This window comes from Actinokineospora spheciospongiae (assembly GCF_003182415.1).
GTDB classification, from domain to species: domain Bacteria; phylum Actinomycetota; class Actinomycetes; order Mycobacteriales; family Pseudonocardiaceae; genus Actinokineospora; species Actinokineospora spheciospongiae.
Genome location: NZ_QHCP01000007.1, coordinates 58,216 through 75,448 on the forward strand (window position 1 = coordinate 58,216; position 17,233 = coordinate 75,448).

At 68.8% G+C, this 17,233-nt stretch carries 11 protein-coding genes and 2 pseudogenes; 5 read left to right on the top strand and 8 right to left on the bottom strand.

Features of this window, described 5'->3' with window-relative positions:
- Positions 1-78: 78 nt before the first annotated feature.
- The 5 genes and pseudogenes from DFQ13_RS35990 to DFQ13_RS35115 form a co-directional block, all read left to right on the top strand.
- Positions 79-213 (top strand): annotated as a pseudogene (locus DFQ13_RS35990) (helix-turn-helix domain-containing protein); the annotation flags it as partial.
- Positions 214-232: 19 nt separating this feature from the next.
- A pseudogene (locus DFQ13_RS35995) lies at positions 233-835 on the top strand (IS630 family transposase); the annotation flags it as partial.
- Positions 836-848: 13 nt separating this feature from the next.
- Positions 849-1,046: a hypothetical protein gene (locus DFQ13_RS33970; RefSeq protein ID WP_181400087.1), complete on the top strand. Its 198-nt coding sequence runs from the start codon at positions 849-851 to the stop codon at positions 1,044-1,046.
- Between the two features lie 367 nt (positions 1,047-1,413).
- Positions 1,414-2,403, top strand: a complete 990-nt coding sequence (locus tag DFQ13_RS19760; protein ID WP_110080858.1) for an IS30 family transposase — start codon at positions 1,414-1,416, stop codon at positions 2,401-2,403.
- Complete coding sequence (locus tag DFQ13_RS35115) at positions 2,400-2,834, top strand: RHS repeat-associated core domain-containing protein (RefSeq protein WP_233438506.1); 435 nt, start codon at positions 2,400-2,402, stop codon at positions 2,832-2,834. Before DFQ13_RS19760 ends, DFQ13_RS35115 begins: the two co-directional genes overlap by 4 nt.
- 210 nt (positions 2,835-3,044) lie before the next feature.
- Here DFQ13_RS35115 and DFQ13_RS34460 read toward each other — a convergent pair whose 3' ends face one another.
- The 8 genes from DFQ13_RS34460 to DFQ13_RS19800 form a co-directional block, all read right to left on the bottom strand.
- Positions 3,045-3,605 (bottom strand): IS30 family transposase, encoded by a 561-nt coding sequence (locus DFQ13_RS34460; protein WP_219994522.1) that lies wholly within the window; start codon positions 3,603-3,605, stop codon positions 3,045-3,047.
- Positions 3,602-3,934, bottom strand: coding sequence for a helix-turn-helix domain-containing protein (locus DFQ13_RS34465; RefSeq protein WP_219994524.1), 333 nt, complete (start codon positions 3,932-3,934; stop codon positions 3,602-3,604). Before DFQ13_RS34465 ends, DFQ13_RS34460 begins: the two co-directional genes overlap by 4 nt.
- Before the next feature lie 81 nt (positions 3,935-4,015).
- Positions 4,016-4,321, bottom strand: a complete 306-nt coding sequence (locus DFQ13_RS19775; protein ID WP_146241288.1) for a hypothetical protein — start codon at positions 4,319-4,321, stop codon at positions 4,016-4,018.
- Positions 4,322-4,951: 630 nt separating this feature from the next.
- Positions 4,952-5,239 (bottom strand): hypothetical protein, encoded by a 288-nt coding sequence (locus tag DFQ13_RS19780; protein WP_181400066.1) that lies wholly within the window; start codon positions 5,237-5,239, stop codon positions 4,952-4,954.
- 269 nt (positions 5,240-5,508) lie between these two features.
- Positions 5,509-5,790 carry a DUF6881 domain-containing protein gene (locus DFQ13_RS19785; RefSeq protein WP_110080860.1) on the bottom strand — a complete coding sequence of 94 codons (282 nt, stop codon included), beginning with the start codon at positions 5,788-5,790 and terminating at the stop codon, positions 5,509-5,511.
- Positions 5,791-5,792: 2 nt separating this feature from the next.
- Entirely contained in the window at positions 5,793-12,557 is a 6,765-nt protein-coding gene (locus DFQ13_RS19790) for an HYD1 signature containing ADP-ribosyltransferase family protein (RefSeq protein ID WP_146241289.1), read from the bottom strand.
- Positions 12,558-12,594: 37 nt separating this feature from the next.
- Positions 12,595-15,831: a LamG-like jellyroll fold domain-containing protein gene (locus tag DFQ13_RS19795; protein ID WP_233438494.1), complete on the bottom strand. Its 3,237-nt coding sequence runs from the start codon at positions 15,829-15,831 to the stop codon at positions 12,595-12,597.
- A gap of 710 nt (positions 15,832-16,541) precedes the next feature.
- On the bottom strand, positions 16,542-17,060 hold the full coding sequence (locus DFQ13_RS19800) for an O-acetyl-ADP-ribose deacetylase (protein WP_110080862.1): 519 nt from the start codon (positions 17,058-17,060) through the stop codon (positions 16,542-16,544).
- Positions 17,061-17,233 lie beyond the last annotated feature (173 nt).

Consider the following 17,233-nt stretch of genomic DNA (forward strand, 5'->3'; position numbering starts at 1 on the left):
TGTAGTTTGACGCTCGTGGTTGAGATTGAGGGTGCGCATCGGTTGTCGCCTGCGGAGCAGAAGGTGCTGCGGCTGCGGGTGGTCGCGGCGCTGGAGTCCGGGCAGGCCGAGGGATACAAGCAGGCGGCAGAGACGTTCGGGGTCTCCGTACGGTCGGTGGGCACCTGGTGGCGCGCCTACCAACAGCAGGGTCAGGACGGCCTGGTGGTGCGCCCTGGGCGTCGACCGGGACCTGTACCCCGAGGATCGCGGCACGCTGTTCGCGGCCATGGCCGACTACACCCCGGAGGAGTTGCTGATCGGCGGCCCGTTGTGGACCCGTCAGGCGGTGGTCGAGTTGATTCGACTGGTTGTCGGCGTAAGCATGACCGAGCAGGGCGTGGGGTTGTGGCTGCGCCGTCACGGTCTCACCTCGCAGCGCCCGGCCCGCCGCGCCCGCGAGCAGCAGCCCGCCGCGGTGCGAGCTTGGCTGGATGAGGACCATCCGGCGATCGAGGCGCGGGCGAAGGCCAAGGGTGCCGTGATCGCGTGGGTAGATCAGTGCGAGCTGCGCTCGGATGCCGCACCGCCCGGACGCTCCTGGGCACCGAAGGGCCGCACGCCGATCGTGCGGGTGAGCGGTAAACGCCTGCGCGTCGATGTCATGTCCGCGGTCGCCTCCCGGAGCGCGTTGTGGTTCACCATGTTCACCGACCGGTTCACCGCGCCCGTGTTTACCACGTTCCTCGACCGCGTGGCCCGTCAGGCGGGTCGGAAGGTCCACGTCGTCGCCGACCGGCACCCGGTGCACTGCAGCAAGGCTGTCCGAGCCTGGCTGCAGGCCAACGCCGAGCGGGTCGAGTCTCACCATGCCCGGCTACAGCCCCGAGCTCAACCCCGACGAACTGCTCAATGCCGACCTCAAACGCAACGTCAACGCCTCACGAGCCCGCAACGTCGGCCAGCTCGCCCACGAGACCCGCTGCTTCCTGCGCCGCCGCCAGCGCCAGCCGCACACCGTCCGCAGCTACTTCCGGGCCCCGCACGTCCGTCATGCCGTCATGTAGGCAACCGAACACTTTCGACTCAATACCAGAACGCGGCGCTTCGGCGCATGCGCGCCGTAGAGGCTCCTCGTGCCTACGTGGACTGGTGCACGGAAGCGGTCGGCGGACGATCAACCACCATGTGGTCTGCCGACTGCCGTCAGCCAGGAAGTCACCGGCTTCGCAGCAAGTGGTGACATGCGCACCGTCGCGGTGATCGGCCTCTGGGTCGGTGGATGATGGTGTTGTGGGGATCAGCGAGAAGAGCCGCAAACTGCTGTGGGGTCGCTCGGGCAACAGATGTGCGCTGCAGGCGGGCTTGCCTTTGACCGGTCAAAGCATTTGATCTTGGTGTGATAGGTGGTCGGCGTTCCGGGAGGATGTTCCGATGCGTGAGATGTTGACCGTGGCCGATCGGGAGGAGATCTCCCGTGGTGTGGCCCAGGGGTTGGAGTTCACCGAGATCGCGGTGGTGATCGGCCGTGATCCGTCGGTCATCTCGCGTGAGGTGGGTCGTCATGGGGGGCGGGCGGCCTGTCGCGCCGGGCGGGCCGAGCGGGCCGCCCGGGTGTCGCGACAGCGTCCGAAGCGGTTGCGTCTGGACAGGAAGCCGGTGTTGCGGGAGAGCGTGGTGTCGTTGCTGCGTCAGAGTTTCTCCCCGGAGCAGGTGGCCGGCAGATTGCGCCTGTGGCACCCGGACGAGCAGGCTTGCCGGGTGTCCCACGAGGCGATCTACTCCTGGATCCACGCACGGCCTGTGCGCGAGCTCGAACGCGCCGGTATCGCGCTGCGATCGGGGCGCACGCGTCGCCGGGGTCGGTCGCAGCAGGTCAACCGGGCTCCCCGGATCAGCGGCATCCGCTGGATCGACGAACGCCCCGCCGAGGCCGCCGACCGCGCCGTCCCCGGCCACTGGGAAGGAGACATTGTCATTGGGGCACAAGGGAAAACCGCGTGCATCACCCTGGTGGAACGGACCTCGCGGTTCCTGATCATGCTCTCGGTCATCCGGCAGGACTCCGTGTCGGTCACCGCCACCATCGGCGAGCACGTCGTCGGACTGCCGTTCCTGCTACGCAAGTCCCTGACCTGGTACTGCGGCAAGGAAATGGCCCGCCACGCCGACCTCACCCTCGCCGCTGACCTGCCCGTGTTCTTCGCCCACCCCCACTGCCCATGGGAACGGGACACCAACGAGAACACCAACCGCCTGGTCCGCGAGTACCTGCCCAAGGGCACCGAGATCACCACCGACCGCGGCTACCTCGCAACCATCGCCACCGAGATCAACAGGCGACCACGCCGTATCCTGGGATTCAGAACCCCAGCAGAAGTCTTCGCCGACCTCCTCACCAGCGCGAATGCTTCCACCAACTGAAGGCGCCCCCCGCACTCGGACGCTTCCTCTCCGTCGACCCCGTCGAGGACGGCAGCGCCAACGACTACGACTACGTCGCGGGCAATCCTGTGAACGCCACTGACCTCGACGGCAACTGCCTGAGGTGTCTGCTCGGGGTCATCGTAAGGGGCGTGGGAAAAGCCGGCCGCGCCACCGGGAAGTGGTTCAGGGGGACAGCTGGGCCGTGGCTCAACCGAAACATCGTGCAGCCCGTCTGGCAGGGGACGAAGTGGCTCGGCAGAACCTTTGTCATCAACCCCTGCCGCTGCATCAGAGCCAACCCCGGTCGGGCGTTGCTACGCTACGGGGTGTTTGGGTCAATGGGGTACAAGTCGATGGGCGTGATGGGAGCAATCGTCGGGTGTTACGGCGATCTGGTTCATGATGCATGGCGTACCAAAAAATGGTGAGTTCGTTCGGCAGGGCCTACGTCGTCCATCCGCACCATGACGTCAAGGCCTGATCCACGAAGAAATGAGGAGGGCTATTTTATCCGAGGGGGTAGCAGTCTCAAACGGTGAGTGCATCACCACCGTTTAGCATCTGCTCCAACACTTCTGCGGGAGTCTTGAAGCCGAGCGTCTGTCGAGGTCGCCTGTTCAGTTTCGCGGCGATTCCGTTCAGCTCGTTCTGAGTATACCCCGACAGGTCCGTCCCCTTCGGAAGGTATTGCCGCAACAGGCCGTTGGTGTTCTCGTTGCTCCTCGCTGCCACGGCGGGTGCGGATCGCAGAAGAACACCGGCACATTCGTGGCGACTGTGAATTTCGCGTGGGCCGCCATCTCCACGCCCTGGTCCCACGTCACCGATTGCCGCAATGCCTCAGGAAGTCGACCGATGTGCCGTGCCAGGATCAGCGAGACCCGATCGGCGCGCCGGTCGTAAGGTATCCGCGCGAGCATCACGAATCTGGTGCTGCGCTCCACCAATGTGGCGATCTGCGACTTCCCGCCTTTTCCGACGATCATGTCCCCTTCCCGATGGCCGGGAACGGCACGGTCCTCAACCTCGGACGGACGCTCGCTGATGTTCACCATCCCGGCGATCCTGGCCTGCTTCGGCTGCGCGGACCCACGCGGCACACGCCGAGCACGACCGGTCCGCAGAGCCAGCTTGAGCTGCGTGCGCAGCTCGCCCCGGGCCTGCAGGAACAATGCCTGGTAAATGGTCTCGTGACTCACACGCAGTCCCCCGTCATCGGGAACTCAGCCAACAACCTGCCCGAAACCTGCTGCGGCGAAAGATCATCGAGCAACTTCTCCGCAAAAAGATCGTGCAAACGACGATCGGACTCCAACTTCCGCTGTTTCGGCCACGACTTCAGAGCCTCGAAGCGCTCCTGAGCCGCGTGGACCCGATAATTCGCGCGGCCACCATTCCGGGCGATCTCCCGTGAGATCACCGACGCGTCCCTGCCCAGTCGAGCCGCGATCGCGCGACCCGACAACTTCTCGCGAATACACCGAAGAATCCCGTCTCGGTCCTCGACCGTCAACGCGTCGCCCCGCATGCCCCACTCCATTCATCACATGATTTTACCTCACGTGATGCACTCACCGTTTGAGACCGCCCAGGTCACACACCGGGTGCTTCACAGGGGATGCGCGAGGATCTTCGAGATTTCCCTGGCGGCGTCGGCGGGTTCGTCGGCGTTGAATCGGATGTGCGCGATCTCCCGCTTTCCCCCTTTTCGAGGGGTGAATTCGCGGGGGCGATCGAGGGTGATGGTGACATTGGTGTGAGAGGTCACCGAACAGGCGATGGCGTTGTCGTCGACGTGGCGGGTGCCGAAACCGGGGCTGGTCCGGTCGTCGACCCGAACCGCGGCCACCGCGGACAACGGGACGGCGAGGTCACCCAGGACAGCGGTGCGGATCAGCAGGACGTCCTCGCGCAACTCGTGGGGCGCGCTCCGCCAGGTGAAACCGAGACCGAGGTACACCCCCACGGCGACGACCTCCAAGACGAGGTGCGGAACCGACCACGCGGGCGGAACCACCCTGGCGACCAGCGCCGCAGTCGCGACCTCCACCCCCGCGAACACGAACATCGTGCGCTGCGGCCCCGCGGAGTGCGGTATGGACGCACCCCCTCGGGGCTGGACACGACGTGTGGCCGCTCGAAACAATGCCCCGAGAACGACCAGGACCACAGCGCGTTTTCGCGGCAGGGAGACCGGACCGCCGCTGACCCCACCCTCCGACACCCTGCCCCCAGGCTAGTTGCCGACCACCGCCTATTCTACCACGGCGAACACTCGACCTTTCGGTTCGCAGAAGCCACCGGGTCATTCCCCCGGACACCACATCAAGCACTCGACAGCAACGATTCCACCAATTTCGGCACAACCCTGCCCACGAACGGGAACCGTCTGATCCCAGTGGCTCCCTGTTCGTTGTCCATTGACTTCCGTGCGGGTTTCGCGGTCGCACCGGTGTCCCCCGGCGCGGCCCCGATCCGAAGCTCCGCCAAGTCGCAGCGCTCCACCCAGTTGCAGCGCTGCGCTCCGTTCAGCGCTCCGCCCGGTTCAGCGCTTCAACGGGGGCGCGATGACGATCGGCCACGACTCGTCGCAGGCGAGCACGTCGTCGAGCGTCTGGCCGGGTTCGAGCGCGAACACCGCCACGCCCGGGTCGGCCCGCGCGAACACCTGCGGGTCGACCCGGGTCTCCACCCGCAGCACGACCACCGCCTCCGCGTCCACCGACGACCGGCCCAGGAACCGCGCGGGGTCGACGTCGACCTGCTTGAGGGCGGCCGGGTAGGCGACGACGTCGACGGTGAGCCGGTCGCCGCACCCGGAGATCTCCCCCATTTCAAGCGCCCACCACCGGCGTGTCACCAATCTCCTGGCCAAGTACAGCACGCCACGGACACCACCTGGGTCACAGGGGACCGGGTCGAACTGCGCGGATCCGTTCATCGAGCCGCTTGACGACGGGCAACGGCCGATCCCGCGAACGGCTTCCGACCAAGGGCCTCCACCTCGTCGGCGGTCATGGCCTGCCCCCGGTCACGCTCGTGACCGCCGGGCAGGCCGCTGACTCGCCGACGCGTGGCGTTCTCAGGTGCCTCCGCCACCCCTCAAGACGTCGAACGCGCCCTGGCCCACGCTCGCTCGAATTCCTCCGGGTCCATCGACTCCGCGGCGCAGTCCGGCTGACTGGAAATCTCCGCGATGGAGGGGAACGGGACCTCCGACAAGCCAACCGAGGCGGTGTCGATGTCCGCGTCCGCGTACTCCGATCGTCCGTTGCCGTAGAACTGGACCTTGCGGGTCTCGTAACCGTCTTCGTCGAGTTCGCTCAGGTAGAGAACGGGGTCGTCTTCATCGTCGTGGTGCCAGTGAACTTTGACGTACCTCATGCCTAGTTCCTCCCGGAACCCAGTATACGACCCGTCAGGACGAGTGGACCGCTGTTGGGGATCACGTACACACCCGGTCTGCCTTGACGCACGTCAAGGCCTCCGACGTCGATCTCGACGTAGTGGGAGAACTTCTTTCCGGCCCACGGAACTCGCAGGAACGCCGCCGACAACTGTCCGGGCGTCTTGGTCCCCGGCTTGATGTCCGTCAGGTATTGCCCGTCCCCGTACCGGGCGTCCTTCGGGTTGTTCGCCTTCAAGGACGGTCTGAGCTCGCCGCTTGAGATGATCCCGTCATGTCCCGCTTCGTTCGTGTAGTGGTACAGGCTCTGCGGGTCTTCAGGAGCAGCACCATCGCAGTTGTGCACGAGTACTGATGTCGTTCCCGCAACCACGTAATAGGTGTGGTCGACGTCGACGGTCAGGTTGTGGACCCGCGAGTCCTCGGTGCGGAAACCGATACCGGTGATCATGACGGGCCGGTCGGCGGCATCGCGGACCTGTGAGCCCGGGCGCAGGTCCGCGGCGGCGATCCAGCGGTTCTCATCACCAGACCAGAACGGGTGCCCCGCGGTCGCCGTCAGCGTGGCCCCGCCCACCACGGTGATGTCAACCAGGTGCTTGTCGCCCTCACCGACGATGGTCGCGACCACTGCACGCGAGGAGGTCTGGCCCGTCTCCGGATCGGTGGCCAGGACGTGGTCGCCGATGCGGAGTTGCTCGATGGGCTTGCTGCCGCCGTCCGCGAGCAGGACCAGGGTGCCCGGGATGAAGCTGTTGCAGCCGTTGCGTGAGGACAGGCGGCGTTCGGCATCCTCGACGCGTCTGAGGTCGGCCATCGCCTTGTCGCGGCGGCGGGCCCAGTCCTTGGCATTGTTGAAGGCGTCGATGATCTTGTCGACGATCTTGCCGCCCTTGAGGATCTTCCCCCAGGGCAGGGCGGAAAAGACCTCGAAGCCGCACTGGAGCAGGTTGAAGTCCCTGATGCAGTGGTCGACGATGCCCTTGACGCCGATGATCTCCTGCAGGGTGTCGCCCGCGATCTGGATGGCGACGTCGACCCAGCCGCGCTTGTCGGCGGCGAGCTTCTTGGCCTCCTCGTACTCCTGCTCGCTGAGGCCCGCCTCCTTGGCGGCGTCCTGCTTGCTCACCCCGCCCGTGCCGCGCCACGGCGGCTCGATCCACACCCGGTACACGTAGACCTGGATGATCCAGTAGGTGACCGCGATCAGCATGAAGCCGGGGATGAACAACCCGATGAGGAAGGTGATCCAGATGAAGGTCGTGATCGCGACCCGCTTGGCCACCGAGATCGTCTTCCAGTACAGGCCGCTGGGGTCGGAGTTGGTGACCGGGGAGTTGTTGGCGTAGGCGTACCCGTTCATCTGCTGCGGGTCGTCGGTGTCGAGCACCGGGTCCAGCGACACGAACCGGCCGGTCGCCGGGTCGTACTCCCGCGCGCCGAGGTTGGTCAACCCGGTGTCGTCCTCGGTCCCGCCGACGAACCCCTTGTCGTCCGGCCACGAGGCGGGTTCGCCGCCGCGCGGCTTGCCGAACGGGTCTTGCCTGCGCTGCCCGACCGCGAGGGTGTCGGCGTTGACCGTCATGGCCGTGGTGCCCTGGTGGTCACCGAGCAGCCAGGACAACCCCTTGTCGAGGTTGGAGGTGCGGACCGCCACGACCGTGCTGCCGTGCTCGTAGTACCGCCGCCCGGCGACGGAGTTGGTGCCCTTCTGCAGCACCAACTCCATGCCGCCCAGGTACAGCGTGGTGGCGTTGGGTTCCCGCTTGATCAGGCGGGAGCCGTTCGCGTCGTAGAGGTAGTCCGAGGTCCGCCCGTCCTGGTGGACCGCCTTCTCGGTGCGTCCCGCCGCGTCCCAGTCGATCCGCTGGTTGTCGCCGGAGACCTTGCGGGCGGTCATGTTGCCCGCGGCGTCGTAGCCGAACTCGTCCAGCGACTGGCCCTGCGGCCCGGTCTGGGTGACCGACCGCAGCGTGTGCGGCTGGGTGCCGCCCGGGCCGCCGTAGGCGTAGGTGCGGACGACGTCCCCGGTCGCCTTGTGCTCGACCTCCTTCGTGCGGTTGCCCGCCTTGTCGTACTCGTAGTCCTGCCAGTACGGGGCGGCTCCGCCCAGCGCGCCGACGGTGGGCTGCTGCTCGCAGTCGCCGTTGCCCGGGGTGAAGGCGCTGGTCATGCGCCGGAGGTGGTCGTACTCGAAGCACTGGGTGTCGCCGAGGGTCCCCGGCGGGGAGTCGGTCAACCGGGTGACGTTGCCCGCGTCGTCGTAGGCGTACTGCCGCTTGGCCAGGTACGTGCCACCCTCGAGGTTGCGCTGGACGTCCACCCCGGCCAGGCGCCGGGTGCCCTCCTCGTAGGACATCGAGGTGTAGACGGGCTTGCTCCCCGTCCCCATGGTGAGGCGCAGCGCCTCGCCGTACTTGGAGTACAGCGTCTCGGGCACGTACTTGCGGGAGCCGTAGGTCTCGGTCGGCAACCCCTGCGCGTTGTACTTGTAGTAGACGCGCTCGGCGTCGAGCCCGCCCGCCGCGGGGTGGGTGACCGACGTCGGGCGACCGGTGCGCGGGTCGTGGGTGGCCTCGAACTCGTAGGTGCCCGAAAGCCCACCCTCCCCCGCCGGGACAATGACCTGGGTGCGGGTCGGTCGGTTCGCCGCGTCGACGGCGAGGACCTTGCTGGTGTACTCCTTGGTCCCGACGTGGCGGGTCGAGTTGTCGGCCACGCCCGGCTTGAGCGCGTCGAAGGTCCAGCTCGCCGTCTTGGTCTCGGGCTGGCCGGGGCCGCGCCGCTCGTGCTCGGCGACCTTGCGGCCGAGCAGGTCGTACTCCGAGCGGACGGTCGCCCCGCGCGAGTCGGTGGTGGTCTCGACCTGGTCGAGGGCGGTGTAGGTGTAGCGGGTCGCGCCCTTGTCCGGGTCGTTGTCCACGGCGCGGCGCCCGAGGGCGTCGTACTCGTAGCCCCACCGCGCCCCGTCGGGCCCGGTGATCGACTCCTGGAGGCCCTTGGCGTTGAAGGCGTACCGGGTCGAGTCGTAGGGCCCGGTGGGCTCGCGCCCGTGGTACTGGCGCTTCTCCACGGCCCGGCCGTGCACGTCCCGGATGACGGTGGTGGTGGTGCCGCCCTCGGGCGGGATGACCGTGGTGCGGTCACCTTCGTGGACGGACGTGGTCCGCCACTGCTCGACGCCGAGCTTGCGGTAGACCACCGCCGTCTCGCGGCCGAGGGCGTCGAAATCGGTGAGGGTCTGGTTGGGGATCGCGTTGTCCAACGCCCCGAACAGCGCCTTGGTCGGCTCGGCCTCGTTGTAGTACGCCCCGTTGACCTTGCTCTGCAGGCCACGGGAGTCGTACACCCAGTCGTTGACGATGCGCCCGCCCGCGACGGCGGGCAACTGGGTCTGCCGCTCGCGCAGCAAACCGTCGTAGAGGGTGTAGGAGGCGGTGTACGCGCCGTCTTCGCGCAACGCCTTGGTGGTGACCACGGTCGGCCCGTCCACCCGGTACTCGTACTCGTACACCGAGGTGGGCAGGGCTTGGTTCGCCTTGGGGTTGCCTGGCGCCCACACCCGCAGCAGTCTGCCCAACGGGTCGTACTCCAGGTCTGCGCGCCTGCCGCTGATGTCGACGTCGACCAGGGTCAGCGACCGGGCCGGGTCCAGCTCGGTCACCGAGGTGAACCCCTTGGGGTCGGTCTTGACCACCTTGCGCACCCCGAACTCGCCGCCTGCGGGGGTGTAGGCGGTCGTGACCTTGTGGCCCTCGGCGTTCTGCGCCTCGGTGGGCCTGCCGAACCCGTCGTGGGCGGTCTTCTGCGTGAGCTGCCACGCCGAGCCGGTCCAGCGCTCGGTCGCGGTCAGGTTGCCCTTGGTGGGCGCGACGCCGAAGGCCTGGCCGTCATAGCTCGACCGCATCTTGCCGATGAGGTCGGCGGGTGCGTCCTGGTCGGCGGAACACGGCTTGGCGACGGTGGTGACCGTCGCGGGCCTGGTGAAGATGTGCGCCGCCTCGCTGGCGGCGTAGGTGGTCGCGGCGCAGGTCTCGTCACCCGAGACGGCGGTGTCGCCGGAGTCGTCGACCTTCACGACGTTGCCGCGGTCGTCGTAGTGGTTGACCAGCGAGGTCCGCCGCCACGACCCGCCCGCCACCAGGGTGCGGCCGTGCACCTGGCCGATGTTGGTCATGTACGCCGAGTTGTCGCCCTCGGTGGCGGTCGGGCCGCGCACCCAGGGGACCTTCATCGACACCGACACCACGGCGGGTCCGTCGTAGGACAGGGACTCGACGGTGAACCCGGCCAGCCACTCCTCGTCGACGTGCACGCGCCCGTCCGAGTCGGTCACCTCGACCCGGCGCTTGCCCCCGTCGGCCTTCCGGTCGCCGTTCATGCCGCGCAGGTACCGCTCGGCCGTGACCGACTGGGTCGTGCCGGGTTCGCCCGTGGTCGTGCGGACCTCGCCGTAGCCCCGCCACTGCGACCAGGTGCGGTGCGCCACGTCGGAGAAGTCGTTGTCGTCGAAGTGCCACGCGGGGTCGCCGACGTAGTCGTACCGGGTCTTCTTGAGCGCCGAACCGCCGGTGCGGTCGTCTTCGGTGACGGCGGTGACGACGTACTTGTGGAACCACCCCAGCACTTGGTCGTAGCCGTGCTCGGGCAGCCACCAGCTCGGGAAGCACCGCTTGGTGTTGGCATCGACGACCGGCGGGGCCGCGGCGGTGCACTCGCGGTCGGAGTACTTGACCTCGGTGATGCCGCCCGCCTCGTTCTGCACGCGTTCGATGCGGTACCGGGTGATCGGTGGCAGGCCGTCGGTCGACTCGACCCGGTTGGGCATGGAGCGGCCGTGGAAGACGATCTCCGGCAGCGACGCCGTGCCGCCGACGTGACCGGTGTGGGTGATGCCCGCCAACCACAGCGCCGGGGAAAGCCCGTCGCCGGTGTCGGGGAACTGGTGGCGCAGCGCCCAGGAGTCGACGTCGCCCCACCGCGGGTCACCGGTGACGTCGTCGCGGCGGATTTGGGTGAGGACCTTCACCAGCCGCTTGCGGGTGAAGAACGACGGCGAGTGCCGGTTCTCGCAGCGCTGCCCGGCGGCGCAGATCCGGTCGAACGGCACGTCCGGCCAGGACCGCGCCGTGCTCGCGTTGAGCTGGTCGGGGTTGCACGCGAGGGTCTGCGTGGGCAGGCACCGCTCGGCGGTGTCGAACCAGACCCGGGAGGGCGCGGGCGCGAACAGGTTGTCCTCGCGCAGCCCATACTCGATGCGGCGGACGGTGCCCGCGGCCATGTACTCGGTCTGCTTCCCGGCGTCCTGGTCGCGGCCGTAGAAGTTCTTCTCCACGTCGTAGTGGTAGGTCGTGGCGTTGCCGTTGGGATCCACGACGTAGTCGAGGTTCCAGCGCCAGGCCTGCTGGCACCAGGATTCGCCGAACGCGGGCTTGGCGCACGGTTCGCCCGCGTTGTTGCCGAACACCGGCACGGTGAACGCGGACCGGGTCTCCGGCTTCCCCTGCGTCCAGCCGGGCAGCCGGTTGAGGCCGAGGAAGTACCGGGTCCCGTTGGTGCTGGTGATCTTCCAGTGCTCGCCCCGGTCGCCGTCGCCGCCCTCGTCGCCGTTGGCCGCGCCCGTCAGGCGCTCGATGCGCGACCCGTCGTCGTTCTTGGGCCGCCAGGTGTTCGTGCCCGCGACCCGCACCAGCTCCGCGGACACACCGTTGAGGTGCATGAGCGCGTTGTCGGTCGACCAGCACAGGTCGCCGGTCTTGCGCTGGCCCTGGCTGCCGCCGAGGTCGTCGGCGCACGGCTTGTACCGGCGCTCGATGAAGCCGCCGCCCGCGCTGAGCTCCCAGCCGTCACCGGGCAGGCCCGCCTGGTTGTTGGTGGCGCTGGTGCGGCCGTCGATCGTGCCCGACGAGTACCCCAGGCCCAGCTTGGGGGCAGTGCCCGCGGTCGGCGGCGGGACCCGCAGCGGGATCGAGTAGGTGAAGTCGCCGCTGGAGCCACCCGCCGACCACTGGCCCGCCGGGGTCAGGTTGGTGGCCTCGAACGAACCGCCCGCGCCGGACGGTGCCGCGGTCGCCGCCATGACCAGGGACTGCTTGCCGGTTCCCGGCAGCGCGACCTCGGCGGTGACGGAGCGGTCCCCGGCGTCGTTGTCCGACCGCACCGGCTCGCCGGTGCGGCACTCGGCCTTGTCCGGCGTGGTCGCCGCGCACGCGGGCAGCACCACCAGTCGCAGGCGCGAGCCGTAGTCGCCGCCGAAGGCCGTGGCGAAGTCGCGGTAGTCGACCTTGACCGACAGCGCGGTGCCCGAGGAACCGCCCGCGTCGTCCACCGCGAACACCAGGCCCGCCACGCCCGCCCTGCTCGCGTGCGCCTGGTCGAACGTGGTGACCCGCACCTTGGCCGCGGGGCCCGCCTTCGCGGCGGCCTGCTTCCCGACGGCCACCGACACCGGCAGCGCCCCGGCCCTCCCGAACGTGGCCGCGGGCCTGCCCGCGAGCGCCACCTCGGCGGCGGCGTGCCCGGGCCAGCGCGGTTCCGGGCGCGGTGCGCCCGCCGCGAGGTCGACCTCGTTCGGCGGGAGCGGGCGCACCGGCACCGGCCCGCCGGAAACGGACTTCTCCGTTTGCAGTTCGGGCAGGGTGACGTGGAGCGGATCGCCCGCCGCGGGGGTCGCCTGCACGAGCGTGGTCACCATGACCACACCCATGCAGAAGGCCAGCCCGGGCACCAGGCGCCTTCTGGACATGCCTGACCCCAGATTCTTCTGTAGTGGGAGTTCTGGCTCAGCTCTGGATGGGCAGTTGCCCGATGCGTTCGTCCGGCAGGACACCCGCGTAGACGCGGACGCCGCGGACCGAGCCGTCGAAGGCGTCGGCCTCCTTGCCGGTCCACACCGCGCCGCCCAGCTTCATCCCGCCCCCGCCGTTCCAGCCGACGACGGCGCTCTCCTGACCGGAGAAAACGCCGTTGACGTAGATGCGACCTTCTTTCCGCACGTGGTCGTAGACGCCGGTCAGGTGGACCCAGCGCTGTGCCTCGACCGCCCCGACCGCCGGAATCCACCAACCGCCCTCCTGAGTGGGCGACAGCGACATGGTGAGGCACCACTGGCCGAGCTCAGGCCGGTACTGGAGCAGGAACGGCGAGAAAGCCGTGTCCCGCAAGCTGACCGCGGTGCGGGCGGAGACGCCCGTCGCGTTCAGCCTGACGAAGGCGGAGACCGTGTAGGAGCGGTCGGTGCGCAGGTCCGGGCGGGGCGCGTCGACAGCGCCGTACCCCGCGGGTGAGGACTGGCCGGTGAAGCCGACCCCGGTCTTTCCGTCCGCGGTGGTCCAAGCAGCCGTGCCGACCAGGGACGCGTCCCGCCCGGTCACCGCGTCCCGACTGGTGATCCCGGAACCCTCGGCGAGCGGGTAGTGGGCGCGCAGCACAGCCTCGTTGGCGAGCGCCGCCACTTCCCGGTCGATGAGGACGCGCTGGTAGACGCGGACGTCATCGATGGAGCCGGGGAAGAAGTCCACCCTGCCTGCGTTCCACCAGCCCGCGCCCACCTGCAGGTCGCCCGCGGCTGACCAGAGGCTGGTGTGCGGGACCTCGGCGGCGAGGGCGCCGTTGACGTAGAGCCGGATCTGACCCACCTGGTCGTACACGCCGACCAAGTGGGTCCACACCCCGGTCTGGGCAGGCGCGGTGGAGATCGCCCGGCTGTGCAGGTCGCCACCGCCGTTCACGTCGCTCTTGAACATCGACATCGACCACTTGCCGTCCGGCGTTCCCTGGAGCTGGAAGCCGCTGGTCGTCGCGCCGTCCTGGGACACCGCAGCGGGCCAGGCGCCGATCTGGTCGAGCCGGGCCCACGCCGAGACCGAGAAACTCCGCGCGGTGTCGAGCACGCGGCCGCTGGTGTGCAACCGCTTGCCCGTACCGAGGTCGACAGCCTGGGCGTTGTAACCCCCCGCGACAGGAGTGGCGCCGCCCTCGGCGACCAGGGTGCGCCCGGCGCCGGAGCTGTCGGCCAGGTCGCCGTCGAGCTTCCAGTGCCCGAGCAGGTTGCCCGCCAACGGGTCACCAGGTGCGACGAACACGGCGTGGCGCACGATCGGCGAGCGGTTGCCCGCCCGGTCGACCCCCCGCACGAAGATGTTGAGCGGCCCCTCGGTCGTCGGTGTCCAGCGGAACACCGCGGAACCGCCGAGGGTCTTGGCGTCGACCCTGGTCTTGGGGTCGTCGTTCTGCTGGTCGGTGGCCGACCACAGGAAGTACTGGGTGTCGGGGGACGCCGCGGTCACGGTGAACGCGCCGGTCTGGCCGACGCCGCCCGCGGGAGTCTGGCCGCCGCCCGGGTAGTCCTCCGAGCCGACCGCAGGCGCGGCGGGCGCGGTCTTGTCCACCTCGAACTCGCAGTTGCCCACCCACGCCGACGCGCTCCCACCGTCGCTGGCGTGCATCGACCAGTTGTAGACGCCCTCACCCTCGGTCAGTTGCGGTGGCACGGTCACCTCGGCGAAGGACCCCGCCGGGACGTTGTGCACCCACGCGGACCAGATCTCGTGGCTGTTGCCGAGCGGGCCGCGGTGCAGCGCGAACCGGGCGCTGAGCATCCCCGCGTCGGGGTCGTGCAGCCTGCCGCGCAGGCGGGGGGTCGGGGTGAAGACGAACGGGCGGGCAATCCCGGAGGCGCACGGGATCAAGCCGCCCTCCATCCCGAGCTCACCGGGCAGGCCGGGCACGCTGTTGTAGACCACCTCCAGCACCGGGTCGAGCGCGAACCTGCGCCAGTCGTCCTGCCTGCCCTCGTTCTGCGCCTTGATGAGAAACACCACGTTCGCCCAGCGGTCTTGGGCGGCCAAGCGCACCAGACCGTCCACCCCCACCCACGCCGCGCCATCGGACGGGCAGTACCTGGCGTTGTTCGCCTTGGTGATGTCGCCGAGCTTGCCGCCCCACCCTGGCTGGCTGTTCCAGGTGGTGCCCCAGTCGAGGCCGTGCGCGTGCCACAGCTCGGTCGGGCCACCCGCGCAGCCCCAGGAGTGGACCACCCGGGAGCGCACCGCGGCGCGGTGGATCACCTTGCCGTGCACCGGGACGACGTCGAAGCTGAAGTAGGAGCGGGAGGTGTAACCGCCCTGGTACCCCGCCTTCAAGTCCGCGAGGTCACCGTCGGTGCGGTTGAAGTTGTGCTCGTTGGGCCACGCGCTCTGCACCACCGCGTGGTTCTGCTTGCCGCCCGCCCACCAGTATTCGGGGTCGATGTGCACGGGGAAGACCCGCTGAGGGTCGGTGAGGAAGCCGGGGTCCGGCTTGACGACGGTGGCGGTCGCGGTCACCTGGAAGTCCATCGTCGAGGTGGCGGGCGACTCCTGCGCCTCCACACCACCCCGCGGCGCGGCACCCCGCGAAGCGGAAGCGGGCTGTCCGGCGGAATCCCACATCCGGGAAGCGTCGCCACCGAAGACGACCCGACCCGCCGCGTCGACGACCTCGATCGTCCCGGCCGCGGTCTTGCGCGGCGTGACGCCCCTTGCGTGGTGCGGGAACGCGATCTCCCGCAACCGCGGATCAGCCGCCGCATCACGAGTCTTGACCACGAGGAGCTGGCTGAACCCCTTCGCCGTCACCCGGACCGTGAGGTCGACCCCGGGCAGCACGTCTGGGTATGTCGCAAGAGGACCATCGAGCACCGGTGCGGGCAGGGAACCCGCCCACCCGATGCCGATCTCCACCCCGTCCCGCGCGGCGACGGCCAACCGCTCCCCGCCCCCACCGCCGGAGAGCCGGACGTCAACGGGGGCGACCTTGGGCCCTACCGACCCATCCGCTCTCCGCTCCAGGGTGAGGTCGACCGGCGCCCACTGGGCACCGCGCCGGACCCGCTGCGGCTGGAAGCTCTCCAGCCGCGTGAGCGTCCCGTCGGGGTTGGCGATCACCTCGGCGTACTCGGTGGTCTCCTCCGGCACGGTCACCGCCCGCCCGGACTCCTTCGCCGAGGCGACGGCCGCCGCCTCGGCGGGTGAGGACACCGCCGTTCCGCCTTCCGCGGAAGCGGAAGGCGGAACGGCGGACAATGACATCGTGGACAGCGCTGCGCACAGCAGCGCACGACTCAGCGCACGCATATGAAGTTCCCCCAGTAGCGAGAACGCCCCCCGAGCGCACCGCAAGAACGTTGTGACAGTAAGAACAACTACCAGTCCCGTTACGGGCAGTCAATCGCTCACGGGAGTCGCAATCCGTTGACTGGACCGGATGGGCCAACTCCCGTGCCGCCGACCGGAGTCAACGCCCGGCCGCCGACGAAAACCGGGCAACCGCGCTCACCTTCGGCTGAACGCCGCCGGTGTCGTGGTGACACCGACGTGCATGCTGACCGGTGAGTCCCAGATCGCGCACTGCCGACACGCCGGGCACAGGCCGGCGCGCGGTCTCGGGTCGTGGTGGTCGGGCGCTCACGCGGTCGCCGCTCACCGGAGTTCACGCGCACGACAGCCTGCTCGGCCAATGGCGGAAGAGCACTGGTGTCGGAGACGAAGCCGGTGCCCGGTGACCGTATCGGAGGCGTGCAAGCTCTCCGGCGGTCCGGCAGCGTCGCAGGTTCGGTGAAGGCAACGTCGAGTTCCCGGTGATGGGCCGGATCGTGGGGAATCGGGCCCGCATCCAGCTTGCGGTGGAGCCGGCACCTCGTGGCAGCGCGCTCCTGCGAGCGGTGAGCCGCAGAACAGGTCGTTCGCGTTCAGCGCCTCTTGAGAGCCCTTTCGAAGGCTTTGTAGGCGGTCTGGTCGAACAGCACGAACCGAACGGTTGTGATGTGCGACAACTCCGCGATTTGCTCGGTGGTGGCGGCGAGGGCAATGGAGGCGGCGGAGTCGAGTGGCCAGCCGTAGATGCCGGTGGAGATCGCGGGAAAAGCAATGGTGCGGGCACCGAGACCGGAGGCGACCTTCACGGAATTGCGGTGGCAGGCGTCCAAGAGGGACGAATGGTCCTCGATGTCCGACCAGACCGGGCCTACCGTGTGGACGACCCACTTGGCGAGCAGGCGGCCTGCCGTGGTGGCCACGGCGTGACCGGTTTTGAGGCCACCGCCGTAGTGGCCCGCCCGGAGCTCACGGCAGGCGGCGAGGATCTCCGGGCCGCCCTTGCGGTGGATCGCTCCGTCGACGCCGCTGCCACCCAGGAGGGAGGAGTTGGCGGCATTCACGATGACGTCGACGTCCTGGTCAGTGATGTCGCCGAGGACCAGTTCAATCATTCCCCCAGTATCACCGACGACCGCGCCGCCAGCACGCAGCACATCACCGAAGCCGCCAGCCGCGGCGAGACAGCGCGGTGCCACCTTCGGCCGCACCTGAAGAACAGAAGGCATCTGACCTCCCGTCAAGTGCGCCGAACGTACCGCAAGAAGCCCGAACCGGAGATCGCTTT